Here is a 24962-nt window from a genome sequence, read left to right as displayed (position 1 = left end):
AACACCATACTTTTTTACCACTCTTATTTAGTAAATTAAAAATATGGCAATTATTACAGCAAGCTATTGATTTATATATTTAAATTGACTTTTTAACTGAAATACCTAAGCGTTTAGCCAAACGTACTAGGTTTGCTCTATCAAGCTTTAATGTTCTGGCCGCTGCAGCCCAGTTTAGATCATGCTCTAATAAAGTCTGCTCTATTAAATTTTTTTGAAATTGTTCCGTAGCTGACTTTAATGAGTCAAATTGGTTAAAATCTGAATTATTTTGAGCGAGACCCGCAGTGTGTACTTGTTCAAAACCAGACTGAGCAACCTTGTCATGAGTTTGATTATCTGTAAACAATTCACAATCCCCCTCATCTACACTAATAATACTATTTGGCCATTGCTTTTGCTTTGCTTTTAAAGCTGCACGGCTTATCACATGCTCAAGCTCTCGAATATTGCCCGGCCAAGTATAAGATTGCAGTAATTGATACAAACTCGGCGACAACTTTAATTGCGCAATGCCAAGTTGTTTACTGACTTTTTCAGCAAAGAAGCCTGTTAGTAATGGAATATCATCAAGTCGCTCGTTTAAAGAAGGCACTTTAATCGGAAATACACTGAGTCGATGATATAGATCGGCACGAAAACGCCCTGCCTCAACCTCCTCTAATAGGTTTCGGTTGGTCGCTGCGATAACTCGCACATCTACAGATTGGGTTTTATCTGCACCAACAGGTTGAATTTCGCCGCTTTGTAATACTCTAAGTAATTTACTTTGGGTGTTTAACGGCAACTCACCGATTTCATCTAAAAAAATAGTGCCGCCATCAGCAAGCAGAAACTTACCATCACGATGTGAGTTTGCCCCCGTAAAAGCACCTTTTCGATAACCAAATAACTCACTTTCGGCTAGTGTTTCAGGTAATGAAGCGCAATTTACTTGAACGAACACTTTGCTCGCACGAAGAGATTGATTATGCAGAGAGTGAGCAACGAGCTCTTTACCTGTGCCTGTTTCACCCGTGATTAGCGTCGTAAAGTCAGAACCTGCTACAAGTTGAATGTCTCTTTGTAATTGCTTCATGGCCAGACTTTGCCCGACCATTTCGTATTGGCCTTTACTCAGTTCGGTGATTAAGTGACTGCCCTGCTGCGCCTTAGTGAGCAGGTCTTGAGTCAGAAGTATGGCACTAACATGTCGGGTCAAAGCCTCATTGACCATTTGCAGAAAGGAAGACGCATAGTCTTCAAAAGTGCCCGCATTTAAACTGTCTACCGTGATCACTCCAAGCAATTGCTCTTGATGCTTAATCGGAAACCCCATACATGCGTGTACGGGAATATCACCTTCTTGTGCAATCAGCAACCCATCATAAGGGTCAGGGAGTTCACTATTGGCATTGAATCTAACAGCCTTATCTGACTGACTAATTGCCTGTAAACGCGGATGCTTGTCTATCACAAAATGTCTACCCAACACATCTGGCATCAATCCTGATATGGCAACAGGTACCAATTTACTGTTTTGATAAAGTAGTAAGGCGATGGCATCACTAATAAAACACTCTTTAACAGCCTGAATAACGGCTTCAAAACAATGCTCTACGTCAAATTGCGCAGAGTTAGGTAATGCCCGAGCTAACGCTCTATTAAGCATAAGCAGTGAAGATAACGAACGTTGCTCCATGTATTTTTGACTCTTTAATTATCAAAAGACACGCAAAGTTTAAGTCAAAATGACTTTCTCATTCAAATTATTATTTATTAAACTTTACTAATAATATGATTTTAATAAGAATAATATTTGGCACAGTAAATGCCATTACTCTCACAAGCCCTAAAAAGATAATTTAAATGCTGTGGAGTAGTGATGAGACCTATCAATCTAACTGAGCCGGTGCCTAGTGAGTTTAAACTTTTCAAACCACATCAATGGCCATTATTCATGCTTGGCTTTCGGCCATTCTTTTTATTAGCTGGGCTTTGGTCAGTGCTCGCTATTTTGCTATGGCAATTTATTTTAAATGGCACACTCTCTTGGCAAGCACAAATTCCTGCGACACTTTGGCACGCACACGAAATGATCTTTGGCTTTGCCTCTGCTGTGGCTATTGGCTTTTTACTGACCGCAGCACAAACTTGGACTGGTGTGCCTGGACTTTCTGGTAAAGGCTTAATTACCCTCAGCGCGATTTGGGTTTCTTGCCGAGCTATTTTCTTTTTTTATGCAGACAACCAATTACTTTTGCTACTTGGGCAAATATTTTTCTGGCTCTTTGCCATTGCTTATTTGAGTCATATGCTGGTGTCATCGGCTTCAAAACAAAATTACATCATGATTGTTGTGCTGGCCTTACTCACTCTCTTTAATAGCGCATTCTTAATGAGTACTTGGTTAGGTGAATATTCTTTCGCTCGTTTATTCACACAATTGGCCGTACTTGGCTTTATGTTATTAATTGGCATTATTGGTGGACGTGTCATTCCATTTTTTACAGCCCGTGGTTTAAACCGAGATGAACAAGTAAAAACACCTAAGCTTGATAAATTGTTGCTGTTATTTAGCCTATTGGCGATGACTGGGTTTGCTAGCATCAAACTCTTTTCTCTAGATATCAATGTTGGTTTGGTTTTACTTCCTGCTGCCACTTTACATTTAACTCGCACCATTTTGTGGTTTGATAAAGGAGTATTCAAAGTACCGCTGCTTTGGTCACTGCATTTAGGCTACTTTTTAAGTGCAGTTGGCATTTTATTTCTCGCGTTTAGCTACCTGACAGGCCAAATTAATCCGGCCGATGCACTGCATTTAATTACCATTGGTGGCATTGGATTAATGATCTTGGCAATGATGGCAAGAGTCTCACTTGGTCATACTGGTAGAACATTAAAACCGGCAAACATGGTAGCTTGGGCATTCGCTTTCATAGCTTTAAGCGCACTAGTTCGATCATTCATGCCAATTGTTTATTCTCCTCATCTGGCGTGGAATATCAGCGCTTATTTGTGGGTTGTCGGCTTTGCCATCTTCTTGTGGTTTTATACACCCATTTTAATGAAGAAAAGGGTTGATGGGCGTAGAGGTTAAAAAGCCGAGTTGGAGTTAACAATAACGACTCACTCTCTTAAATCAACACGGTAGCGCCGACTTTATGTCGGGTTAATAGAGTTGGCCAGTTGCCGTTAACAATAACGGCTTACTCTCTGAAATCAGCACTGTAGCACCGACTTTATGTCGAGTTAATAGAGTTAGCCAGTTGGCGTTAACAATAACGACTCACTCTCTAAAATCAACACGGTAGCACCGACTTTATGACGGGTTAATAGAACTGGCCAGTTGGCGTTAACAATAACGACTCACTCTCTTAAATCAACTCGGTAGCACCGACTTTATGTCGGGTTAATAGAGTTGGCGAGTTGGCGTTGACAATAATGACACTCTCTAAAATCAACACGGTAGCACCGACTTTATGTCGGGTTAGTAAAGTTGGCCAGTTGGCGTTATCAATAACGACTCACTCTCTGAAATCAGCACGATAGCACCGACTTTATGTCGGGTTAGTAAAGTTGGCCAGTTGGCGTTATCAATAACGACTCACTCTCTGAAATCAGCACGGTAGCACCGACTTTATGTCGGGTTTATCACATTGGCGAAAAGCTCTAAAACAATAGCGCTACTGTCTTGTGTCTTTTGGAGAATCCATCACAACATGGGTGGTGATGGTTCTCACTTGAGAAATTGATCCCAGCACATCAGCGTGAAGTGCTTTAAATGTATGTAAATCTTTAGTTTCTATTCGCAAAAGATATTCATATGGGCCTGTCACATTGTGGCATTCTTTTATTTCATCAACATCCTGAAGAGCTTGCTCAAACGCGAGTTGAGAAGGTGTTGAGTGCTCAGTCAACCCAACAGCCACATAAGCGATAAAACCAATGCCCATTTTTTCGGGATCAACGACTGCCTTGTAGCCTTTAATCAGGCCTAACTTTTCCAATTCTTGCACTCTTCTTAAGCAAGCTGAAGGTGACAAGCCAATTTGCTCAGCAAGCTCTGTGTTGGCTATTCGTCCATCCCTTTCTAGAATGCACAATATTTGTTTGTTATACCCATCAATTTTCGTCATTAATTGCAAAATCCAAGTTTATAAAAGTGAAATTCGCGTGATAATTGAGCATTAAACACGTTAAACTTGTTTTATCACAATTAAAGGAATAATCCTATGACACAAGAAATCATTCTCGCGTTTGCGGCGTTCGCGTTTGTTTCATCTATCACACCTGGACCAAACAATTTAATGCTAATGAGTTCTGGCGCAAACTTTGGTTTTAAAATGACTGTGCCACACCTAATTGGTGTCGTGGTTGGCTTTGCTATTATGATTGAGTTAGTTGGGTTAGGCGTAATGCAACTATTCAATGCTTTTCCAGTGACTTACGACATTTTAAAAGTCGTTTCTATTGTCTATTTGCTTTACCTTGCCTACAAAATTGCAACCGCAACCCCAAGTGAAAGCAAAGATATTACAGAAAAAGGCAAGCCTTTTTCATTTATGCAAGCCGCACTCTTTCAGTGGGTCAACCCTAAAGCATGGACTATGGCACTCACTGCGGTGAGCGTTTATACACCAGAACAAAACTTACTCACAGTCACTATAATCTCTGTTATTTTCGCAGTCGTCGGCTTCCCTTGTGTAATGAGTTGGATTGTTTTAGGACAAAAAATGCAGGCAATATTGAAACAGCCGAGTCATATGCAAAAATTTAACTGGGCCATGGCGGGGTTATTAATCATCTCTATTGTTCCAGCACTTTAAAAACGGCTATAAACTTTTCATCAGCAAAATATCAGTTTTTTATCAATAGAAAATCAATTAATTAGCTATATTTACTTTCATCATGGTGGCAACTATTCAAGGAGTCACCATGAAAATAAGTAAACATTTCACGTTATTCATACTTTTACTCGCCTGTCTATTAAACTCGCTCGCACACGCACAAGAACAACAAAGCAAGGGTGTTCAAACAATAAAGCATCAGTTTCAATCTAAGGCTTCCAAACAGACGATTTCATTCGATGTCATATTGCCTTGGGGATATAACAAAAATCAAAAATACCCTGTACTTTATACCACATCAGGAGGCAGTCGAATTGATATGCTTACCTATCAAACCGATTGGCTAAGTCATGTTGAAGTGGGCCCAATGCCTGCCATGATCATCGTGCAAGTACCCCAACTTGATGTTGAGTCAACACTACATCCTAAATTTGTATCGGCTTCCGGCGTTGCCAGCCCATTGACTTTAAATGTGCTTAAAAATGAACTCATCCCATTTATCGATAAAACCTACTTAACTTACGACTACAAGGTACTAGAAGGCTATTCGAGTAATGGTAATTTTGTGCTGTATGCGTTTGAACAATCGCCAACTTTATTTAATGGTTTTATTGCCAGCTCTCCTGCTCTAGAGCTAGACAAGTCAGGACTTGTAGAACGGCTTTCAAAGCTAAAGTATTCAGATCAATATCAAGATAGGTTTTTTTATCTTTCTCTTGGCTCCTTCGTTAATAACGCACCACTGTTTGAAAACATCAAAGCCAATTTTAGTCAGCAAGCGTTTCAGGCTCGATTTACAAATTACAGCCAATACAATTTCTTATCGGTTGCAAGCCTGAGTATTACCGATGCTATGGAAAACCTATTTGCAGATAAAACCCCAGAAATATCGCAATTTGCAAATGCAGGGCGACAAAGTGTCATTGCTTACTTTAAAAAGCTCTCTGAAAAATACCAGCAAACGCTTAGTCCAAACCCAAGCTTAATCGATTTAAGTTTTCACTATGTAGAACACAAACAAGGTGAAAAAGCCGTTTCAACGATGCAATATTTAGTAAATTCGCACCCAGAAAACACCTTCTACTTAAGCAGGCTAGCAAAGGTTTATGAACAATTGGGAGAAACTGAAAAGAGCCGCCTCACATTACAACAAGGCATTAAGCTTGCGACTAAGCTCAACAATCAAGATGCCCTCACCTATTTCAAAGGTGAATTGAGCAAACTTTAGACTCAGTTTGTTTAGGCAAATTAAGCAGCTTAGTTTTATTCAATTGAGCTGCTACGCTCTGCACGTTAAACTCAGCAAAAAAGGAACAAACTTATGACATTAAACGACTTCTTAGCTCAGCTTAACGCCCAACCAGAAACCATTACTTTTGAACTGTGTCAGCAAATAATTGCTGATAATTACACTTACACTGCGACAGCTTTTAACAATAATGGCTTGCAAAGCAGTGCTGAGCAAAACCAAGGCTCTTGTAAAATCTTAGCTTTTGCACATCTCAACAACTTAAGCAAAGAACAGACACTACATTGCTTTGGTGATTATTATCGTACCGACGTTGTTCAACATCCTGAAAATGACGATCACGGTAATATCCGTACCCTTTTGAAAGCTGAATCGAGTGTCGCAGCAGTTACTTTCGACGGTACGCCGCTTCAGTAAGCTTTTCGTCATTCAGATAGTGGTTTAAGATAAAAAAGCTATAAACCACTATTTGAAATTATGTCTATCGAACAAATTTGGGCTGAATACAAAAACAGCCTGCACGCTTTTTTACTTTCGAAAGTGTCTAACCCAGCTGACGCCGAAGAATTATTACAAGACATCTTGTTAAAAACACATTTGCAGATCCACCAGCTAAAAGATCAAGCCAGTATCAAGCCTTGGCTTTTCCAAATTGCCAATCACGCCATTATTGATTTTTATCGCAAACACAATAACTACCAGCATACCGAGTTGATCGAGGTAATTGAAAAACAAGATGCAAACATCCGTGCTGATTTAATTAGATGCATCGAACCATTTCTGCAGGCCATGCCTGAAGATGAAGCTGACTTAATAAGAAAGATTGACTTAGAAGGCTGCTCTCAAAAACAACAAGCTGAACAGCTTGGAGTAAGTTACTCCACCTTTAAGTCTAGAATGCAAAAGAGTCGAACTGACTTAAAAGTGCTTTTCGATCGCTGCTGTGATTTTGAGTTAGATAAACAAGGCAATCTAATTGACTATCATAGAAAACCACAACAAACCGAAAAAAGAATTAAATAAAAACTTCAAAATAGTTTCGTCTTTTTGAACCGCGCTTCGTCTTAATAAGTGAATACAAAACACCACTATTGGAGATGAAATGCATTTATTAAGTAACCAAGCTTTTGACGTAACCCCTAAGCAATTCTCAATCAGCAATCATAAACCGCGTGTATTGGTGCTTTACGGCTCACTTAGAGCCCAATCAATGAGTCGTTATGCTGCAGAAGAAGCGGCAAGAATACTTGAGCATTTAGGCGCTGAAGTTAAGTTGTTCAACCCAAAAGGGCTGCCTCTTTTTGATAACGGCGTATCTGTCGAAGACGAAAAAGTCCAAAAACTACGTGCTCTAGTAAAATGGTCAGAAGCACAAGTTTGGTCTTCTCCCGAAATTCACGGCAACATGTCGGCTGTGCTTAAAAACCAAATTGATTGGATCCCACTTTCAGAAGGTGCAGTAAGACCGACACAAGGTAAGTACTGGCTGTCATGCAAGTATCAGGCGGCTCACAAAGCTTTAATGCGGTAAATAATATGCGGGTACTCGGGCGTTGGATGCGTATGTTAACCATACCGAATCAGTCTTCAGTGGCTAAAGCGTGGCAAGAATTTAACGAAGACGGTACGATGAAAGAGTCCCCCTACCACGCTCGTATTGTCGATGTGATGGAAGAGCTAATGAAATTTACATTGCTGACTCGCGATAACCTAGATTGGTTGGTTGACCGATACAGTGAGCGTAAAGAGAGCATTAATACTGCCATTAAAGAACAAGTGAATCAGGCTGATGTACTTGAAGTAAAGCCCAAGTGTAAAACAAAGAAACAAGCTGCTGAAAAAAGCACTGCCAAAGTAGCTTGCTGTTGATTAACTTTAAAGCGTGCTATTTAGACCTTACAAAACTTTATCCTAGCCAAGTTTCAAAAAGAAGATTAAAGCTCAAGGGCTAAGTCGATGAAAGACAATTTTCCTCTTAAATTGTCTTTCTATTTCTTCTATTTTATTTGGCTTTACAGAACCTTTTTCCATAAACAGTACTTTAATAAATTGCTATTTAAGCAATATAACCCTACTCATAAAATCATAACCCGATGAAATAAATACTAATAAAAATAATCAGCAAGACGTCAGACTGATTTCATAGCCCTTTCATGTTTTTTGTTTTTATAAAGTGGAATATCAATTCGTCAACATGAAAATCATCGACTCACGTTGGGTCTAGTTACAGGAAGAAACACCATGTTAAAGAAATTGTTCGTTTTAACTTTATCTATATTGCCCCTTGCTCAGCTAAATGCTGAGCAGACAGAGTTCGCCACATTTAAAGGCGCATATATGGGCCAGCAAACGCCGGGGTTAACTGCTGAACCCTTTGCACCGGGTATTATTTCAACACAGGGTTGGGAACTTGAAGGTGTGTTCGCACCCGGTATGAAAGAGTTTTATTACACCATTGACCTTGCGCAAGGCAACAAAGACAAAAAGTTCAGCCCGACGGTGATTGGCTACAAGCTAGAGGATAGTAAATGGCGTAAATTTACCCAGTTTCCACGCAGTGGCGAGATTGTATTCTCTGAAGATGGTAACACCATGTATATGGCTGAAAAGTACAGAGAGCGCACAACTGAAGGCTGGTCTGAACTAAAAAGCTTAGGGCCATTAATCGACAAAAAAGAATATGGCATCATGCGTCTATCAGTATCAAACCAAGGCTCGTACGTATTCGATGACTATAAAAGCAATGATCTTATCCGTATTTCTAAATTAGTTAACGGCCAACGCCAAGCACCTGAAGTCATGGGAAAACAAATAAACACAGGAAAATGGACTGCTCATCCTCTTATCGCACCAGATGAAAGCTATATTATTTGGGATAGCGAAAGAGAAGGCGGCTTTGGCAAGTCAGACCTTTATATCAGTTTCAAGCAAGACAATGGCGATTGGGGCAAGGCCATTAACATGGGCCCAGAAGTAAACTCAGCAGAAAGTGATTTTTACGCCAGCGTTACACCCGATGGGAAATATATTCTATTTAACCGAACTATCGACAGAGAAAAAAGAGACATAGACATCTATTGGTCAAGCGCAGAAATTATTGAACGATTGAGGGAAAAGCACAGCAATAATGACGTGACTTTAACTGAATAAAAGCATGTGCAAAATTCAGTCATATCAGCAGCCAGACCAGACAAAGTCAACATCACATACCATTTAAATTGACAGGTCATTCCGAAGCAAATCAACACATAATAAAGCCAACGCTTTAGGTTGGCTTATATCACAAAGTGTAGCTTACTCTTGGCAAATTTATTCATATGTAAATGCAAGGTATGAACTTTTTCCTTTATTCTGAATATTACTCGGCAGAAGTCAACTCGCGTACTTTACATAGCTGCCTAATGAGTAATTACATTAATTTTCATTTGCTTATTTAATTTTTCAGGATCATAAAAAAGTATAACACCACAGGAAGAAAAACAATGAGCGATAAGTAAAGAACAGAAAAACCTCTTTTAAAATCATATATATATCTATTTATGTTTACAACCAGAGAAAAATATAGGAACCATGAAAGAAGATATGAAAAAGCTTCAAAATCAACAACAAAGAAATAAAACAAAAATGTAAATGGAATCCATATAATTATACGTAAAATTTTTAAAATCATATAAAATTATGTTATTGATGAATAATTAGTTCGATAGTTACTTGCTTGATAATAATTGTAAATTAAAAATTTGCTCCCCACTTCTCAGCCCGAATCCATTTGAAAAAAGTTATGTTTGAAACTTCATTACTCGAAAGTATACTTCCCCAAAATTATTTTAGCCATTATTGAGATAAGCAATTAATTCAACCGATTATTTTTTCAGACCATAAATTTAGTATTAATAATTTTAAGAGCCAAGTTAATCAATATTAGGTGTTATTTTATTAATAAATGATTCATATATTGATTATTTAAAATTCTTCTAATTTTATCAACTTGAGTACCAAAGACTTTGGCTTCAACAAACTACTCTCATCAAGTATGTATCTGACTTATTATGCGATCACTTTTTATCATCTTAGATTATCTAGTAAGTATACAAAACGAAAGCACCCGTTTGGGTAAAGATTGTCACTTTATATCCTAAGGGTCACTCTTAATTTACAACCTTAGATATCAAATCCGGTCAAAACCTATTAACTTAGGCAAGAGCATAAACTCCAAAGTAAGTGAAACCGTCCCCACGGTTAGCCCTGATGGTAAATTTCTGTTTTTTAGCAGATTTGATGAAAAAGAAGGCTTCTCTAATATTTATTGGGTAAGTACTGAGGTTATTGAAAAACTAAGGCCTAAGATCTAGCTGTTTATTTACAAATAACTTTCAGTTCAATTGACCTGACTTCCCATTAAGTTAGGTCAACTTATATCTATGTACTCTTTAAAAGTGCCAAGAGCCGCTTCATTTTTTCATTTGAATCAAACTTCTTACAATATAAGTAATAATCTACACTCGGTAAAGATTGCTCAATAAAAGCAAAATCCACATCATCCTTAAAACGCTTCACGATGCTAAATGGTACAATCGCAAACCCTAGATTATTTGCTACCAAAGACATAGTCACAGCCTTTGATTTTACTTGCTGTATACTGCAAGGCTTAGATTTTACTTTCTCAAATTCACTGGCAATTTTATCGAATAACTCGGGTTGGATCTTACGTGGATAACTTATATAAGGCTTATCATTAAATTCTGATAAGCACACTGTCTGTTTAGCTAGATCCACATTCCAGCTCTTTGGGTATACAGCCACGTAGTCTTCTTGCTTTAATTTATAAACTTGATGTCTAGGTAAATCATGTTCATGAAGCCTGACGACTGCAGCATCTAATAAATCTTTATCACAAGCTGTAAGCAATTCTTTCGTATTGCCTTCTTGTAGATTAATTACAATATCTGAGTTTTCTTTGTGAAGGCACGCCATTCTCTCACTTAAAAAAGCATCGAATGCAAGTGGTATTGCACCCAATGCAAGAGGCCTATTTTCAATATTTTTAAGCGTTTCAGCGATGGCTTGATGACTTTCTAATAGTCCTTTAGCAATTGCAACTATCTTCTTGCCTTCCATAGTCAAGTTCACAGACCGTGTTGAACGCTCAAAAATTTGAAGCCCTAGGCGAGATTCAATATTTTTTACTTGCTGGCTCAAGGGCGGTTGCGCCATATTTAAACGCTCTGCAGCCTTACTAAAACTAAGCTCTTCAGCGACCACCACTATGTAGCGACATTTTTTGATATCCAACCAATCTATATTCATTTCATATAAATAACGCTAATTTTTATATTTGTTTTGTATCAATTATCAAGGTATTAATAAAGAAATTCTTAAGCCGTATAAAAGGGATCTTTATGAAACTACTCTTAAAAACAATCTGTCTAACGCTATTGTTGAGCGTTTCGCTATCTGCAAAAGCGGATTTACAGCAACATCAAATATATTCACCAGCCATTGCAGACAACTTTATTGGCACCAATGCAACTCGTACCATTAGCATCTATTTACCAAAAAATTACGAAAAAAGTAATAAAGCATACCCAGTTTTATATTTCTTAGGTGCTTATAATTGGGGTGCTAACTTTGCATATTCCTTCGAGAAAATATTTGCTGATTATGAGCAAACCAAAGAGCCTCTCAAATTTATAGTCGTTATGATTGATGGTGACACGCCGCTTAGAGGTAGCTTTTACGTCAACTCCAAAGCACATGGCCGATTTTCAGACTTTGTTACTAAAGAGGCTGTGCAATGGGTAAACACCAATTACCGAACTAAAACAGATAGTAAACACACAGCAGTAGCTGGCTTTTCTATGGGTGGCACAGGTGCACTAAGATTTGCCGCAGACAACCCGGCTCAATTTGGTCATGTTTATGCTTTAAGTCCAGGTTTAATTGACGAAAATGGCCTAAACACTTCATATTTAGGCAATGCCAAAGCAATTGCACATTATAATCGCTTTCGCAGTGCACTTGCTAAAACAACTTCACCAAGAGCCTTAATGAAAGAAGAGTTTAAAAGTTTTCAGGGCATGGCACTTTGGCAAAATGGCGAAGATAACAGCAATGCTGCATTTGTAATGGCATATGGTGGTGCATTTGCGGGTCACAATGGAGAACCATTCGGTGCACACTTTAGCCAAGTTAAATCACAAACACATAAATGGCGCTTTGGTTTTGGGGAGTTAATCAACCAATATAGTGATAGTAAGGTGTTATCAAAATTACACTCGGTCAGAGTTGAAGTAGGCAAACACGATGAATATAAATGGATTGCAGATGGTAGCCTAAAGTTAAAAACGTTAAGCGAAGCACAAAAAACCAAAGTAAATGTAATCGTGTTTGATGGCGATCACAGTAGCAAAGTCAGAGAGCGAATAGCACAAAGCATGTTACCGCATTTTCAATCGTTATTTTAAATACTCTTTTTAATACTGTGGCGTTAGTGATGCCACAGTATTTTTAGCTTACCTTTAGAACGCTTATCTCTTTGGCTTCACCACCTACCTCGACTTTGCTTACTTGGCCTTTTTCTAAATTTACACTCGCACTCAACCTAGACGCACAACCCATAGCCCGGCCTTGTTCAAAAACAAAATCAAATGTCTCTGCGCCTGCAAAAACATGCTTAACAAGATAACAAGCCAAAGCGCCACTTGAACTGCCTGTCGCTGATTCTTCTGGAATACCAAAAAGCGGGGCGAAATTTCTGCAACTGGCAGTGAACTCACTGTCAGAATCATTTAGCTCAAAAGCATGCATGCCAATTAAATCGTACTTTTCACAAAACTCGCTAAGCTTCTCGTTATCTACTTCTAATTTGTCTAAACAACCCAAAGGCACTGGCACAATCACATCATGTAAGCCTGTGGAAATGACTTCGATGGGTAACTGAGTTGAAGATAATATGTCAAGCGGTAGGCCAATTAATTCAGCGATATCTTCGTACTCGAAGGTTTGCAGATAAGTCGGGCAAGCTTGCTCCATCACTACACGGCCATTTTCTTCAACATTAACTGATAAAATACCGGCTTTCGTGCGTTGTTTATACTTGCCTGCAGAAATTAGATTCTTGCTAAATAAAGTTGAAAAAGTAGCAAGCGTCGCATGCCCACAAAAGTTAACTTCATCTGTGACGGTAAAGAACGACACTTCAAAGTCAACCTCTTCATCTTTTGACACAAATGCTGTTTCTGAGTAACCGACCGCTTGTGCAATTTTGAGTTTCTCATCATAGGACAAGTTGTCAGCATTTAATACTACCCCCGCAGGGTTTCCACCCTTACCATCCATTGTGAACGAATTAACTAAAATGGCGTTTGTACTATACAAATCAACACCTTTGAATCATTGACTAATAGGTATGAAGTTAACCTTCAAAGTAAAGAAGCGCAATTAAAACGGTTACTTATTAATTTCAGAGCAGCTAAAGCTTAAACCTCTCAACAGACTCAGCCAGCCTGTGTGCAAATTCACTCAACGATTCACTGCCTTTAGCCATTTGCTTCATCGAGCCAGCATTGTCGCTTGCAGTATCTTTAGCCTCAAGCATGACATGGCCAATACGCTGACAATCGCCCTCTTGTTGCTCTGCAGAGTGTGTCACTTGCTCACTTAAATGGGTCACTTCATTTAGCGCATCTTCAATTTGTTGCATAACCGCAACCAATGCTTGGCTTTGTTCAACACAAACAGATGCATCTGTTTGCCCTACATGAATCGCATCCGCAGCTTGTTTAGTATCTTGCTGTAAGGCCGAAATCATCTTATTGATTTCTTCTGTTGAGTCTTGAGTGCGAGATGCCAGTGTTCTTACTTCATCGGCAACAACCGCAAAACCTCGACCTTGTTCACCCGCTCTTGCCGCTTCAATAGCTGCATTCAGGGCAAGCAGGTTAGTTTGTTCAGCAATCGACACGATGGTGTCTAAAATCGACCCTATATTGTTACTGTGCGAGGTTAATCGGGTCATCATTTCCACCGCCTCTGCCATCTTTTCATCCAGTGATTCGATGTGAGACTGATTATCAACTACCAAGGTTGAGGCCTCTGCTTTGCGTTCATTGGCTTGAAGTAAGCTCTCTAAACTTTGCTGTGCATTTTGAGACACATTTGATGCTGAACTAGATACATTTTGTGCCAAGCTTGCTGCGTCATCCATTCTGATCATTTGTGATGCCGCATTATCTGCTACTAACCGACTTTCAGACAGTGACTTCTCAGACACACTATCAAGCTCATGCACTTTCTTGTTTATGTCATTAAGCAGCTCTCGAAGGCTATCTTTTACCTTATTAATATTATCAATCAAAGTACCAAATTCGTCGTCATTACGCTTTTGCATATCGCGAGAGAAATCTCCCTCGGCCAAAAAATTCAGCATTTTATTTACCGCTTTTAATGGTGAAAGCATGGCCTTACTGGTCGAATATGCGATAAATGCAGCTAGGCCCACAAAAATGATGACTAAGATAATCGCACTGGTTTGTGCTTGAGCAATCAATTCTTGCGTTAGTTTTTGTGATGATTCAAACGATATTTTGGTCTTATCTTGTATAGCATTTAATGCGTTAATGGCATTGACAGAGTTCTGTTCGGTTTGACGGTAAGCTGATGTCGCATCAACTTGAGACTGACGCTGTTTATTCAGCTGAGCGTATAAACTACCAGGTGATCGAAGTAGACTCTCTAGCTCACGTTGTGCACTTTCAAAGTTGCTAAATACTTCCTCAGCATTAATACCTTGAGCTTGACGTTTTAGAAAAGCAAAATTGTCACTAATATTATCTAAAATAAAAGACATATCCTCTTTGTGAGCACTGATATTAGTTAGGCTTAATGTCGGGATCTGTCTTGCGTTACTTTCTAACGTAAACAGCATATCGTCAATGCGAACACCAGTCCCCATCATTTCTTCCAACTGACGACCATTAGCACCTTCGATCAGTTCTATATCAAGCATTGCTACACTTGCTTGCTCTTTGCTATCAAGAAGTTTTACTAGCAGTGAAGAGATGTCCTTCTGAGCAAGGAGTGATGTGGTTTTAAGTGCAAGCATTCTTTCGCCTGCTTGCTCCATAGCTTGTATGGTTTGTTCGACTTTTGATACTGAACCATTTAAAGCCCTGTCGTACGACAGCTTATTCTTTAGTTGGGTTATCAAGGTTTGCTGTTTTGAAGCTGCTTGGTCAAAACTTTGTTTTGCTTGAGTAACCTCATCAGAAGACTCTAAATTGTACGCTTGAGCAATAAGTTTACTTAACCTCAATTGCTGAAGTTGAAGTTCATCAACAGCCCTTTGCCCAGGCAGTGTTATGTCTGTTACTTTCCTATTTGCATCACTGATCTGTGATAGCGCCATATATCCCAATGAGCACGCCAGTAGAAGCAAAATCCCGATTGCGCCAAAGCCTGCTGTTATTTTTTGTTTTATTGATAAATTGCTAAGCATAAAAATGGTTCCCACGGTTGAGGACCGACCACTATGGTATAAAACAAAGTAAATTCCAAGCTTTTACTCTAAAACAATTGATGTTTATTTAATAAATTTAGGCAATTAACATTAAAAGTTGCAAATTTATAATGTCGATTTTTAAAAATTTAAATGATCAAAATCAAATGTTAAAAATTCGTAGTACATTCAAGCGGCAATGTTTGCTATAGTCAAACAGAGATAGTTTGAACTTGGCCTGGGAGTTTTGTATGTCCAATGAGCCTGAAAATGATTTTTTATTTCAAAACGAGCCCGTTTTTTCAACACCCCCGTCCCCCCACTTTCAACTTGATACCTGGCCTGTATTAATTGTAGATGACGACGACGAAATCCATAAGCTATCTAAACTGGTATTAAACACCTACCAATACCAAGGCAAAAACCTTACGCTTTATCATGCTTATAACTCTGAGCAAGCACTTAAGTTAATTCAATCCATAGATAATTTGTCGCTCATTTTATTAGACGTCGTTATGGAAACTGATGATTCTGGCTTGAAAATAGCAGGTCATGTGCGCGAAGTATTTAATAACACTTTAGTTAGAATAATCCTAAGAACTGGTCAGCCAGGTGAAATGCCAGAACATGAAGTAATGTTGAACTATGACATCAACGATTACAAATCTAAGACTGAACTCACTAAGCAGCGACTTTTTACTTCTATTACGGCTTCACTTAGAACTTATGAACATCTCATTCAATTGGATGAAATGACAAAAGAGTTATCAGCATTCAATGAAAACCTCGAAGCCAAAGTGATTGAGCGCACAAAGCAACTAGAGCAAGCAAACACAGATTTAAGAAATACTCTGGGTGAGTTAGAAGAAACGAAACAGCAGTTAATCCATTCAGAAAAGCTAGCGTCAATTGGTCAACTTGCTGCAGGTGTGGCACATGAAATTAACACCCCCCTTGGTTATGTCTCCAGCAATATGGAATCTTTGGCTGAATATTTAGATGATATTAAACTGGCATGGGGCGATATTGAAGAAAATAACTCAGAACTAGCAAAGCAATTATCGGCCAAGCATGATCTTGAGTTTATTTTTGATGACACTCACTCTATATTAGAAAGCGTTGAAAGTGGTTTAAAGCGGATCCGGGTGATATCTAAAGACCTAGGCCATTTCTCTCAAATGGAAAAAATGCCAATTGCCAATGTCGATATCAATAAAGACGTCATTCAACTCGCTATTAATATGGTTGCCTCCGAGCTTAATCCCAATATTGACATTGATATCAACTTGGCAGAACTTCCCCTCATTAACTGCCTACCAATCGAATTGAGCCAAGTGCTCGTCAATTTACTGATGAATGCCAATGATGCAATCTCTGATAACGGTAAAATAGACATACAAAGCCGTTTACATAATCAGTGTATTCATATCACTATTGCAGATAACGGCTGCGGTATGGAGCAATCTACGGTTAATAAACTCTTTGACCCTTTCTTTACAACAAAAGAGGTTGGAGAAGGCACAGGCTTAGGGTTATCTGTATCACATAAAATTATTGAAAGTCATCAAGGTTCGATTACTGTTGAGAGCAAGCCAGGAAAAGGTAGCCGCTTTAATATAGCTATCCCAGTTCTAAATTAGCAGATCAAATACTGAGATAGCTTAATATTGCAACAGCTAAAAAGAGCCACCATGAGAAGTGTTTACCTTTCGTAAAATAAGCCGACAAAGCAGCACTCAGTAAAAAAACTAAACTCACAACATAAAGAATATTTTCACTGCTACCTTCACTATGCATGAATAAAAGCGAAGCAAAGCCAAACCAGGCAATTGAAGTGATATGCCAAGCAAACCTCATAGTTCCTTTAGTAAAAGCATCACTACCGTAAATTTTTGGCAAATTATCACGACGAAATAGCCTGATAAGTATAAACTTCTCACCCAGTACCGAATGCAGAACCCCCAAAATAATAAGAATACTTGCAGCAATCAATAACATAATCCGTCCTATAGCTTTTTACTTATGCGTACTTTTACTTATGAGCGCTTTTATTTATAACCACTCTGTTTCAGTGCCACCTTCTCAATACCGTGCTCGGGTGTAAACTGCTTAAAAATTCTAAAACCATGTTTCTCGTAAAGCTTAATTGCTGGTTGGTTAACCACAGCCGTTTCGACGATAGCATATTCAAACGCTTTAGTGTGAAGAACAAACTCAATTAAAAGACTCGCTATCCCTTGTTTAAAAAACAATGGAGATACCGTTAAGCTCTCTATTTCTAGTGCTGTTTCTAAAATGTCCTGGACTGAAAACTCATTCAACGATATTTCAATCACACCAGCGAGCTCACCTGCAACAATAACCCCATAAAATTCATTATTTGATTGCTGTATCTGTTCAACTGTGCGTGATAAAGGCGGAAAGTTCTGAACACCAATAAGATCAGCTTCGATTTTGTAAGAGCTTTGAAAAACCTGATAGATTTGCTCGCAAACCTCTGGCGCTGTATTATTTAATTGTTGGATCATCATTTTTTATTGTTATGGATATAGAAAAGTACCGAGAATAACTCACTCAACAACCAGAAGATTGTCTTTACTCAGCATTTTATGCGCAATGAAATTATAAAGCACCAACCAAACAAACACACTCGTTAAGACCGCGTAGCCTCTAAAGGCAGGTAAAAGCCAAATCATCATCACCACGACCAGTAAATATGTAATTAATACTGACGAAAGCAGCTTCAAAGATTTAAGCTTGAGCCTCACACTACAATGATTGCACTTAAAGTAGAACGGAAAGAAAGCGAGCGACATCGCAAAAGGCTCGATTTTCTCGTGGCACTTTGGGCAAATCGCATCAGACATCTTGGCTCCTCTAAACTTCGTACAGCTCTAAAGGTAAACCATCTGGATCTTGGAAAAAAGTAAAGCGCTTTCCAGTGTATTCGTCCACACGAATAGCCTCGACATCAACCCCATGGTTTTCTAATGCCATGACTTCAGTGTCGATACATTCAACGCAAAAAGCCAAGTGCCTTAACCCTAGGGCTTCGGGGCGGCTCACTCTTTTAGGCGCATTGACAAAAGAAAATAATTCAACTTGGCCGCCATCAGGCAAAGCCAAATCTAGCTTGTTAGAATCTCGCTCTGCTCGGTAATTTTCTGCAACGACCTGTAAACCTAAAACTTGTGTGTAAAAAGCTTTAGACCTTTCATAATCAGAACAAATAATTGCCACATGATGAATACCTTTTAAATTCAACCTCTTCTCCTAACAGAATAGAATATTATCAAAGCTTACTCATCTATAAACGTCCAAGTATCTGCACCGTCAAAACGCCTTATTCTAATATCTTGCGCAGCTGCGGGGTCTACCATACGAAAATTCACAGCGGTTTTCTCTCTACCGGCTTTTTCAGTCAAGGTGTAATGGGTGGTGCACCCACATTTTCCACAGCGATGAAAGTGTATGTATTCATCACTATGACTGTAAATTTCTATACCACCTTGGTGAATATTGAGTGAAACTTCTTTCGGAGGGTAGTTTCCCCAAAGGGCTGCTAAACGATGGCAAATAGAGCAATTACAACTGGTAAGTGACTCAGGTTTCGGCATAGTTAATTGAATATTCCCGCAATGACAACTTGCATTTAGCATTTTATTTTCCTTTATTTTTTATTAAGTTGTAATAAGTCCCACTTATTGCCGTAAAGGTCTTGAAATACCGCTACTGTGCCATATTCCTCTTCTCGTGGTTCTTCATGAAACACCACGCCTTTACTTCTCATAAACTCATAATCGCGCCAAAAATCATTAGTATGGAGAAATAAGAACACCCGACCGCCCGTTTGATTTCCGACTGCATTTTTCTGCTCTTCAGCACTTGCCTGCGCAAGCAATAAATTCGTGCCATTCGAGTTTGGCGGCGACACTTGAACCCAGCGTTTTCCGCCTCCCAAGTTTGTGTCTTCAACTAAGGTAAATCTAAGCTTATTTGTATAAAACTCAATGGCATCATCGTAGTTTTCAACCACTAAGGCAATGCTGCCTATACTTTGTTCAATTTTTTCTGACATCTGCGACCCATCTATTTTTAACTTACTTGAATTCAATCATGACCAATTCGTTATTGGTTTTCACAAAGTTATCGCCCAGCATCTTTAATGATTGTTTTGAGAAATCACTCATAAACAAATTGTTTTCATCAAAACCACCAATAATTTCAGCTTGCTCTAATGATGGGTTATAAAGCCAAACATTTTCCTGTTTATCTTGCAAATAAACCTCATTGCCTTTCATGTAATAGCGGCCCTGAAGTGTTAATGCTGGGAGTGCTGTAGTTTCGGACACTTGACCGCCAATAACTTTTTTAAGTTGGCTGCTGTCATTTAATATCAAGGTGTTGTCGTCTAACACCTGTGCCCAATGAAAAGGCCCTTCAAACAGAGTACTAAGGCTATTCGTCTTTAAATCTATCGCAATTAATGAAGTATTTAGCTCTATTTCAGATTGTACGTATAATGTTTTTGATGTTGCTTGCAGCAATTGCTTTACTGGTACATTCAACTCGAGCTTTATTGGTTTAGGGTTTTCATGAGCAAGACTTAGAAGCCAAACATGATTTTCAATGAGATAAGCCACTCGACTTTTATCTAACCAAATATGATCTGTAACAGCCGCTGCTTGAGTCAATTGTAAAAGTTGCTCACCTTGTTGCAGCCAGATCTGAGTTGACCCACTTCGACTGCTGAGCACACTGATAGCATTTGAATCGGGTCGAAATTTACCCTGCATATCAGTAAATTTCGACGGCGCAATATCAACTACGTTATTTAGCTGCGTTACTGAACTTAACCGAACCTGATGGTTGTCTCGACCGAGTAAAGCAAACAACTGCTTGTCATTAAACATTAACTCAGACACTTGCATGCTACTGGCTAGGTTAGTGTTGCTGATGACTTTTCCCTGAGGACTATATTCTACAAGTGATTTATCTAGAGCTACCCATAGGTTGCCATTGTCTGAAAATGTCATAACCAAGTTGCTCGAACTTAACGCTTGGTTGAAACTTTTAGGCAAGCTAATGGCTTCAAGCTTATTTTCTTTTAAGTCAAACACCTGTAATTGATTATTGAAATTAATAGCAAGTCGAGTTTTATCAGGCGATATGAAAGCATTATCAATCTGACCTGCAAGCAAACTAGTTTGCTGCTGTGTTTGAATATTCAAAGAAATAAGCTCTGACTGCCATTGTTTGTCGGTTTTAATAAACAAAAGCGTTTCATCATTTTTGAAAAGCGGTGTGTGATTGAAGTCATTTTGGCAAGGCAATACACGAGTAAGCGCTTTTGTCTTGATATCTAAACCCACCAACTCGGCGCATTTAACGCCATTTTGCTCAATGGTTTGGCCAAAACGCAGTTGCTGTTTATCTTCAGCTAAAACCATTCGACCATAAAGATGCGCTTTATTTAAGAGCACTTCTCTAAGGTTGTTTTGTGTATTGTGAAGCACTAACTGGTTGCCAGCTTGTTTATCGATAAAGATAAATTCAGTTTTAGACAGCGGAATTACTTGAGCTAATTGCTCAGTTTGTGTATCTAAACTGATTAAATTTGCCTGCGCAGCTCCTGCTTTTGTCGTCGGTTTATAAAACAAATGAATAAAAGTAAATATGACTATAATTAATGAAACAATGCCTAATAAAGCAATTGGTTGATTCAAGAAACGCAGGTTTATTTGATGGGCGGTTGTGATGTTTTGCTTTTCAAGCGCCTCAACGTCAAGCTTTTCATTCTCACGATCTTTAACTTCAAGACCTTCACTAATCAAAACCAAGCTATAACCGCGTTTAGGATGCGTTTTAATAATAGCCTGCTGTTTGGCTGTATCGCCAAGAGATTTTCTAAGTTGTGCGATAACACGCTGTAACGCATTAGGCGCAACAATGACACCTTGCCAAACTTGTTGCTGCAATTGCTCATAACTGACAAGCTCACCTTGGGCATCAAATAGCACTTTAAGCACCGCCACCAGCCTAGGTTCGAGTTGCGTTACAGTGCCTTGTTTGCGTAGTTCGCCCGATTGCCAGTTTATGGTGAAACCATGAAAATGTGCCTGGTGCATACTTAGTGAGCTCGCAAGTTCTGTAAGATATTGCACTGACTCGAATTTGCGTCATCGCAGCCTTCCAGCAAGCCTGTTAAGGTTTGCTCTAGTGCTTCAAGTTCAATTTTGGCTTTTTTCACTCGCTCTAATTGCGCTGCGATTAAGTCATCAACATGATTATTATGCCCTTCGCAGGCATTGCCATGATCGCACCCAAGCACTTTTTTTATCTCTTCAAGAGGAATTTGTAAATCTCTACAACGGCGAATAAACGATAAACGCTCAACATCTTCTTGCTGATAAACGCGATACCCATTGGCGGCACGTGCGGGCTCAGGTAATAATCCAATCTCTTCATAATAGCGAATGGTTTTACTGGTCACCTGAGTTAATTTTGAAAGTTCGGCAATTTTCATGTTGACCTTCCTGTTACTGGAAGCTTTATAGTGGCTTTACACTAACGCACTTTTTATTCGTGTTAAATAGCAAAATTCATTTAAATTATTGGTTTATAGATTAGTCATGTTGAAATCGCGTATCGCATACATTTTTGTATTGGTCTTACTGCACAGTTTATTAAACTGTGACCGCGCGCCTTTTCATGCCGATAATAGTCATGATGACCCTGTCCATGTGCATGAGTTAGTGAAATCACCTCATTTCGATCAAGCCGATGACGGCTCTCTGGTTTTCCACGCTGATATTCATAACCACCACACTTGCCACAGCGGCAATAGCGTTAAAGTGCAAAGTGTGCTGGCTTACAGTGAACAAATAAGCACTTACAACTCTGCGTATCAAAGCAAGAGTTACCCGCCTTTAGTACCGCCTCCGAGTTTACTCAATCACGCCTTGCGCACACATATATAAATTTTTGAACTGATGACTCATAGCTTCTAGCTTCTAGCTATGATCCAGTGTGCGCTCGACTGTTAATTTTCATCCAGAATTTTAATAAATTGAGTAATGAACATGAAAAAGTTCTCATTTTTGATCATGGGTTTGGCTGTTTGTATGCCCCAACCTGTGTGGGCCGTGCAAACACCGCTCAGCCTAAAAACTGTGCTACAACGCACACAAGCAAACCACCCTAGTTTGCAACTTTACAAAGAAAAAGCAGCAGTTATCGAAGCGAATCGCTTACAAGCGGGTTTATCGCCTAACCCAGAATTAAGCTTCTCGCTCGAAAATGTACTCGGCAGTAACGAAGCGCAAGGTGTCAGTGGTATAGAAGGCACTTTGCTTATTAGCCAACTGTTTGAACGCGGTGATAAAAAGCTGCGTCGTATTGCAGAGCAAGATAGCAAACTGGCGCAATTTCAGATTGAATATCAACTCACGCAACTCGATGTATTTGCTGATGCCACCGCGCAATATTATCGAGTGATGCGCTTACAAAGCTTACTCGCATTAAGCCAAACACAGCAAAGCACGGTATCTGATGCGCTTAATACCATTAAACAACGCGCAGCAGCAGGTGCGGTATCGAATGCCGATGTAGCTCGGATGCAGTTTGAATACGGGACATTACAGCTTGAACAACAACAACTTGAAAGTGAATTTACAACAGCAAAACTGCGCCTAGCCCAGTATTGGTTAGGTGAAACTGACTTTAATACTGTCCAAAAACTACTACCAACACGCAGAAGTGCTAACGGCAATGTGAAAACAGAACTGAGCCTGCCAAATTTAGCTGACTTACATAACTCCATTGATATGGCACCTGAAATTCAACTTATTTCACAACAAGTGCTAGCCGAACAAGCAACTATGCAATTGGCTTCAGCTAATTCGATAGCAGATCTCACCCTTGGTACAGGAGTCAGATTTGATAATGCCAGTAATAGTGCTTCACTGCTGTTTGAAGCAGCAATGCCTCTGCAACTCAGAAACTCGCAACAAGGCAATATTAAAGCGGCACGTGCGCAAATCGACTTTTTAAGTGAGCAGCAGCAATTAATTCGTCAATCTCTTAAACAACAGATCAGCCAAACCTACACCCAAGCCCAAAACCGACAGCGTAGACTCTTGCAGTTGCAAAGCAAATTGCTTCCTTTGGCAAAAACTTTAATCTCGCAAAGTTTAGACAGCTATCGTCTTGGGCAGATCTCAGTGCTGCAACTGTTAGATGCGCAAAAAGAGCGTTTCAATACCGAGCAAGCGATCATAGACACGCAAATCGCACTACTTAATTCACACCTTTTATTACAACGCTTGATAGGCAACACCTCGCTATCAGCTCTAAATAACGCTCATTCACAGTCACCTCTCTCTAAAGAAACTGCAACTTCTTCGCCATGGAGCAACACATTATGAAATCATTAAAACTATCGACTATCGCGTTAATATTCGCTTTCTCAACGCTCGGGATGACTCATAGCCCTATGATTTTTGCTGGCGAAGGGCATGATCACGATGAAAAGCCGACTTCGGCTCAGAAACAACATGATGAAGAAGAAAACGTCGTGGTACTCACCGAGCAAGCCATTCTAGCCAATGGCATAAAAACCGAACGTGCGAGCAGTGGCACAATAAGCCAACACGACACCTTGTTTGGCGTGGTCGCGCCGACCATAGACAACACTTTCACCATCATGGCGCCTTATCAAGGCATTGTTGAAAAAGTATTTGTAGAAATTGGTGATCGAGTGACAAAAAACCAGCCGTTACTCAAAGTACAAAATCGCCAAACTTTACAAAGCTACATCATTAAGAGCCCTGCCGATGGTGAAGTCACTGAGCGTTTAATTGCGCAGGGGCAACTGGCGTTAGATCAAACCTTACTGACCATCATTAACCTTGAGCAAGTGTGGGTTGAGCTGTCAGCATTCCCTGAAAATATCGAAAAGCTTAAAATTGGCCAAAGCGCTGATATTTACGATTTACACCAACACTTAAACACCTCGGGCAAGGTCTCGTATATCGCCCCTATGATGACAGGCGGACATATCGCTCGGGCAAGAGTGGTAATAAATAACCGTGACGGACACTGGCGACCGGGCATGCATGTGAAAGCCGATGTAAAAACGGCAGAGCTTACAAGCCAATTAAGAGTGAAACAAACCGCCATTCAAAGCTTAGAAGACGAAAACGTGGTGTTTGTTAAAACTGCAAACCGCTTTGAGGCGCGTCATGTAACACTTGGTGAAGCCAACCGCGACTGGGTGTCGGTCATTGAAGGCTTAAATGCAGGCGAAGAGTATGTCACTGAAAACAGTTACATCTTGAAAGCCGATATTCTAAAAAACGGCGCAAGCCACGCGCATTAAGGAGCA

The 24962-nt window shown here is 39.5% G+C and carries 24 protein-coding genes and 1 pseudogene; 12 read left to right on the top strand and 13 right to left on the bottom strand.

What is annotated here, in order from left to right:
• Window positions 1-79: 79 nt before the first annotated feature.
• The gene (norR, locus tag ABMY35_RS18690; protein WP_349287591.1) at window positions 80-1681 is read right to left on the bottom strand and encodes a nitric oxide reductase transcriptional regulator NorR; all 1602 of its coding nucleotides are present in this window, start codon (window positions 1679-1681) and stop codon (window positions 80-82) included.
• Between the two features lie 183 nt (window positions 1682-1864).
• Between norR and ABMY35_RS18685 the strand changes: the two genes are divergently transcribed.
• On the top strand, window positions 1865-3082 hold the full coding sequence (locus ABMY35_RS18685; RefSeq protein WP_349287590.1) for an NnrS family protein: 1218 nt from the start codon (window positions 1865-1867) through the stop codon (window positions 3080-3082).
• A gap of 586 nt (window positions 3083-3668) precedes the next feature.
• Here the strand turns inward: ABMY35_RS18685 and ABMY35_RS18680 are convergent.
• On the bottom strand, window positions 3669-4121 hold the full coding sequence (locus ABMY35_RS18680) for an Lrp/AsnC family transcriptional regulator (protein ID WP_349287589.1): 453 nt from the start codon (window positions 4119-4121) through the stop codon (window positions 3669-3671).
• 96 nt (window positions 4122-4217) lie between these two features.
• On the opposite strand from ABMY35_RS18680, the gene ABMY35_RS18675 reads away from it, so the two are divergent.
• The 6 genes and pseudogenes from ABMY35_RS18675 (at window position 4218) to ABMY35_RS18650 (ending at window position 9231) form a co-directional block, all read left to right on the top strand.
• Entirely contained in the window at window positions 4218-4811 is a 594-nt protein-coding gene (locus ABMY35_RS18675) for a LysE family translocator (protein ID WP_349287588.1), read from the top strand.
• A gap of 109 nt (window positions 4812-4920) precedes the next feature.
• Entirely contained in the window at window positions 4921-6060 is a 1140-nt protein-coding gene (locus ABMY35_RS18670) for an alpha/beta hydrolase-fold protein (protein WP_349287587.1), read from the top strand.
• A gap of 93 nt (window positions 6061-6153) precedes the next feature.
• Entirely contained in the window at window positions 6154-6498 is a 345-nt protein-coding gene (locus ABMY35_RS18665) for a HopJ type III effector protein (protein WP_349287586.1), read from the top strand.
• Window positions 6499-6558: 60 nt separating this feature from the next.
• On the top strand, window positions 6559-7104 hold the full coding sequence (gene sigZ / locus ABMY35_RS18660) for an RNA polymerase sigma factor SigZ (protein WP_349287585.1): 546 nt from the start codon (window positions 6559-6561) through the stop codon (window positions 7102-7104).
• Window positions 7105-7183: 79 nt separating this feature from the next.
• Window positions 7184-7950: pseudogene (arsH, locus tag ABMY35_RS18655) on the top strand (arsenical resistance protein ArsH).
• Between the two features lie 372 nt (window positions 7951-8322).
• Window positions 8323-9231: a hypothetical protein gene (locus tag ABMY35_RS18650; protein ID WP_349287584.1), complete on the top strand. Its 909-nt coding sequence runs from the start codon at window positions 8323-8325 to the stop codon at window positions 9229-9231.
• Window positions 9232-10500: 1269 nt separating this feature from the next.
• Here ABMY35_RS18650 and ABMY35_RS18645 read toward each other — a convergent pair.
• Window positions 10501-11373: a LysR family transcriptional regulator gene (locus tag ABMY35_RS18645; protein WP_349287583.1), complete on the bottom strand. Its 873-nt coding sequence runs from the start codon at window positions 11371-11373 to the stop codon at window positions 10501-10503.
• Window positions 11374-11480: 107 nt separating this feature from the next.
• Here ABMY35_RS18645 and ABMY35_RS18640 point away from each other — a divergent pair, with 107 nt between their 5' ends.
• Window positions 11481-12545, top strand: a complete 1065-nt coding sequence (locus ABMY35_RS18640) for an alpha/beta hydrolase-fold protein (RefSeq protein WP_349287582.1) — start codon at window positions 11481-11483, stop codon at window positions 12543-12545.
• A 43-nt stretch (window positions 12546-12588) separates the two neighbouring features.
• Here ABMY35_RS18640 and ABMY35_RS18635 read toward each other — a convergent pair whose 3' ends face one another.
• Together ABMY35_RS18635 and ABMY35_RS18630 are read right to left on the bottom strand one after the other, a co-directional pair.
• A complete protein-coding gene (locus tag ABMY35_RS18635) occupies window positions 12589-13458 on the bottom strand; it encodes a PhzF family phenazine biosynthesis protein (RefSeq protein ID WP_349287581.1) in 870 nt (289 codons plus the stop codon).
• Between the two features lie 94 nt (window positions 13459-13552).
• A complete protein-coding gene (locus ABMY35_RS18630; RefSeq protein WP_349287580.1) occupies window positions 13553-15577 on the bottom strand; it encodes a methyl-accepting chemotaxis protein in 2025 nt (674 codons plus the stop codon).
• Between the two features lie 251 nt (window positions 15578-15828).
• On the opposite strand from ABMY35_RS18630, the gene ABMY35_RS18625 reads away from it, so the two are divergent.
• Window positions 15829-17217 (top strand): ATP-binding protein, encoded by a 1389-nt coding sequence (locus ABMY35_RS18625; protein WP_349287579.1) that lies wholly within the window; start codon window positions 15829-15831, stop codon window positions 17215-17217.
• A gap of 4 nt (window positions 17218-17221) precedes the next feature.
• Here ABMY35_RS18625 and ABMY35_RS18620 read toward each other — a convergent pair whose 3' ends face one another.
• Genes ABMY35_RS18620 through ABMY35_RS18585 form a run of 8 tightly spaced genes read right to left on the bottom strand, consistent with a single transcriptional unit; the run spans window position 17222 to window position 22103 of the window.
• Window positions 17222-17575: a hypothetical protein gene (locus tag ABMY35_RS18620; RefSeq protein WP_349287578.1), complete on the bottom strand. Its 354-nt coding sequence runs from the start codon at window positions 17573-17575 to the stop codon at window positions 17222-17224.
• A gap of 50 nt (window positions 17576-17625) precedes the next feature.
• Window positions 17626-18108, bottom strand: coding sequence for a GNAT family N-acetyltransferase (locus ABMY35_RS18615; RefSeq protein WP_349287577.1), 483 nt, complete (start codon window positions 18106-18108; stop codon window positions 17626-17628).
• 39 nt (window positions 18109-18147) lie between these two features.
• The gene (locus ABMY35_RS18610) at window positions 18148-18444 is read right to left on the bottom strand and encodes a hypothetical protein (protein WP_349287576.1); all 297 of its coding nucleotides are present in this window, start codon (window positions 18442-18444) and stop codon (window positions 18148-18150) included.
• Window positions 18445-18454: 10 nt separating this feature from the next.
• The gene (locus ABMY35_RS18605; RefSeq protein ID WP_349287575.1) at window positions 18455-18841 is read right to left on the bottom strand and encodes a VOC family protein; all 387 of its coding nucleotides are present in this window, start codon (window positions 18839-18841) and stop codon (window positions 18455-18457) included.
• A 35-nt stretch (window positions 18842-18876) separates the two neighbouring features.
• Window positions 18877-19236 (bottom strand): aldehyde-activating protein, encoded by a 360-nt coding sequence (locus tag ABMY35_RS18600; RefSeq protein ID WP_349287574.1) that lies wholly within the window; start codon window positions 19234-19236, stop codon window positions 18877-18879.
• A gap of 11 nt (window positions 19237-19247) precedes the next feature.
• On the bottom strand, window positions 19248-19655 hold the full coding sequence (locus tag ABMY35_RS18595) for a VOC family protein (RefSeq protein ID WP_349287573.1): 408 nt from the start codon (window positions 19653-19655) through the stop codon (window positions 19248-19250).
• Between the two features lie 22 nt (window positions 19656-19677).
• Entirely contained in the window at window positions 19678-21705 is a 2028-nt protein-coding gene (locus ABMY35_RS18590) for a winged helix-turn-helix domain-containing protein (RefSeq protein WP_349287572.1), read from the bottom strand.
• A 2-nt stretch (window positions 21706-21707) separates the two neighbouring features.
• Window positions 21708-22103: a MerR family transcriptional regulator gene (locus ABMY35_RS18585; RefSeq protein ID WP_349287571.1), complete on the bottom strand. Its 396-nt coding sequence runs from the start codon at window positions 22101-22103 to the stop codon at window positions 21708-21710.
• A gap of 106 nt (window positions 22104-22209) precedes the next feature.
• Here ABMY35_RS18585 and ABMY35_RS18580 point away from each other — a divergent pair, with 106 nt between their 5' ends.
• The 3 genes from ABMY35_RS18580 (at window position 22210) to ABMY35_RS18570 (ending at window position 24956) form a co-directional block, all read left to right on the top strand.
• The gene (locus ABMY35_RS18580; RefSeq protein WP_349287570.1) at window positions 22210-22557 is read left to right on the top strand and encodes a hypothetical protein; all 348 of its coding nucleotides are present in this window, start codon (window positions 22210-22212) and stop codon (window positions 22555-22557) included.
• 102 nt (window positions 22558-22659) lie between these two features.
• On the top strand, window positions 22660-24003 hold the full coding sequence (locus tag ABMY35_RS18575) for a TolC family protein (protein ID WP_349287569.1): 1344 nt from the start codon (window positions 22660-22662) through the stop codon (window positions 24001-24003).
• On the top strand, window positions 24000-24956 hold the full coding sequence (locus ABMY35_RS18570) for an efflux RND transporter periplasmic adaptor subunit (protein ID WP_349287568.1): 957 nt from the start codon (window positions 24000-24002) through the stop codon (window positions 24954-24956). Before ABMY35_RS18575 ends, ABMY35_RS18570 begins: the two co-directional genes overlap by 4 nt.
• Window positions 24957-24962: the final 6 nt, after the last annotated feature.

It is taken from the genome of Pseudoalteromonas sp. BZB3 (assembly GCF_040104455.1).
Taxonomy (GTDB): Bacteria; Pseudomonadota; Gammaproteobacteria; order Enterobacterales; family Alteromonadaceae; genus Pseudoalteromonas.
Note: the sequence above shows the minus strand (reverse complement) of the source record. Positions and strands in the feature narration are given on the sequence as shown.